Here is a 1,880-nt window from a genome sequence, read left to right as displayed (position 1 = left end):
CTTGGGATTGGTAAATTCAGCCAATATATTCCACAATTGTTCTACCAGATTTGCTGATGGTTTCCGCTATGGTTTCGGTGCAGAAGTAGGAATTAGTACGCAACAAATGCCTCCCCGCGGCCCCGTTGGTTTAGAAGGATTAGTTACATATAAATATCAAATGACTGGCGATGGTCATATTGTCGCTACTTACACTGGGGCGAATGCAAAGGCTTTTACTCATCAGGATTTAGTGTAAAATATCGTCAAAATTGTAAGCTTGAGCAACGTTAGAAATACATCGATTAATCCGGTGTATTTTTTATGTTAATAATTTATCTGAATTGTCAAAACTTTTAATTGGGCCATGCCATCGGTCATCATTTAAGAAAACTTCGTCAAAGGCTCCATTAGTGTATTGACTAATTACCTTGCTCCAAAAGGCTTGTGCGCCTAAGTTAAAAGCAGTCTGCCGTACCTCCCATCTGCCAGGAAACTGCTCGAAAATGTGAGTAGCTACTTGTTTACCAATGCCCTGAATTCGATACATCTTGAGGATAAAGAACTCAGCAATAGATCTAGCATTATTATGAAGGTAAGTATGCTGATTAACAAGTACAAACCCTGCCAGTTTATCATCAACTTTAACCAGAAATGGGTGTCGCTCAGGTTCTGTCCAATAGTAATCAAGATATTGATAGCCAAACAAGCCGGAAGCATCTACATCTTTAGCTTCTATCTCACTCAGGTCATACTGATATAGTTCCATTAAATTACACAATACTGACTTTTGTTGTTGACTAACTTTTACAACTTCGATTTTCATAAATCATTACAGTTTAAACTATCTGTTAACGTGGAATTGTAAACATATTGCTAATGCTCAGATGCAGAAAAAATTATCACAGATTAGTCTTGAAGCTGGGTACGAGCTACCAACAATTTGTACACCTTATGAATTAATGGGAGAATAAAAATGTGGAAAGATGAAGTTCTGGAAGATATTTACAGAATTCGAGAAGAAGACGCCAAGTCGTTTAACTACGATTTACAAGCAATTTGTGATGATTTGCAAAAGAAGCAAGCTGTTAGTGGAAGGAAAATAATCTCAGTACCACTCAAACAACCAAGTCAGCAGTCTAACAAATAGCTGCACCCTAACCAAGCAAATTTTAGTGATCGAGTGTTGCAAAATCATCGGTGGCTGATAAATTAGCTATTAAACTAATGCTTTCAACAAAGCCTGAAGTTTAAGTTGCACCTCTGCAAATTCTTTGTCAGGATCAGAACCAGCAACAATACCAGCACCAGCATACAATCTTGCGCGATCGCCATCAATTAATGCTGAACGAATTCCCACAATAAACTCGCAGTTTCCCTGAGAATCTATCCAACCCAGAGGCGCAGCATACAAACCTCTTTCAAAGTTTTCATAACGCCGAATTTCGGCACAAGCAACATCTCGTGCTGCACCAGCAACGGCTGGTGTAGGATGCAATTGGGCAACAATCTTTAATGGGTGTATGTTAGCTGGAACTGTAGCGCTGATTGGTGTCCATAAATGCTGGATATTCGATAATTGTCGCAGCCGTGGTGCTAATATTTGGGGTAATAAACCTAGCTGGCATAGGCGTTGTGTAATGAAATCAAGCACTAGTGAATGTTCATGCTTTTCTTTTTCACTATTAAGCAAGCGATTGGCATTAGCTGCATCTTCAGCAGGGGTTTTACCTCGTGGTGCAGAACCAGCTAAAGCATCCGTGATTAACTGTTGATTATTAATACTAATTAATCTTTCTGGACTTGCACCAATAAAGTTTTGTCCTTTGCCATTACTTGTAGAGAAAATATAACAATTAGGATGTATTCGCCTAAGATTATTTAAAGATTTAACTAAGTCA

General features: G+C 38.6%; 3 protein-coding genes and 2 pseudogenes. 3 read left to right on the top strand and 2 right to left on the bottom strand.

Going from position 1 to position 1,880, the window contains the following annotated elements; all coding sequences use genetic code 11:
- Window positions 1-238 (top strand): annotated as a pseudogene (locus VE944_RS05445) (glutamate-5-semialdehyde dehydrogenase); the annotation flags it as partial.
- Window positions 239-301: 63 nt separating this feature from the next.
- On the opposite strand, the gene VE944_RS05440 reads toward VE944_RS05445, so the two are convergent.
- Window positions 302-805 (bottom strand): GNAT family N-acetyltransferase, encoded by a 504-nt coding sequence (locus VE944_RS05440; RefSeq protein WP_324973410.1) that lies wholly within the window; start codon window positions 803-805, stop codon window positions 302-304.
- Between the two features lie 7 nt (window positions 806-812).
- Between VE944_RS05440 and VE944_RS05435 the strand changes: the two are divergent.
- Together VE944_RS05435 and VE944_RS05430 are read left to right on the top strand one after the other, a co-directional pair.
- A pseudogene (locus VE944_RS05435) lies at window positions 813-953 on the top strand (type II toxin-antitoxin system VapC family toxin); the annotation flags it as partial.
- Between the two features lie 2 nt (window positions 954-955).
- Window positions 956-1,129, top strand: coding sequence for a hypothetical protein (locus VE944_RS05430; RefSeq protein WP_324973407.1), 174 nt, complete (start codon window positions 956-958; stop codon window positions 1,127-1,129).
- A 69-nt stretch (window positions 1,130-1,198) separates the two neighbouring features.
- Here the strand turns inward: VE944_RS05430 and VE944_RS05425 are convergent.
- Window positions 1,199-1,880 (bottom strand): isochorismate synthase (locus tag VE944_RS05425; RefSeq protein ID WP_324973405.1); only part of this gene is annotated, 682 nt, incomplete at its 5' end.

Source organism: Nostoc sp. (genome assembly GCF_035638895.1).
Classification (GTDB): domain Bacteria; phylum Cyanobacteriota; class Cyanobacteriia; order Cyanobacteriales; family Nostocaceae; genus Nostoc.
The sequence above is the reverse complement of the archived record's forward strand: the minus strand, read 5'-3'. Positions and strand labels throughout refer to the sequence as shown.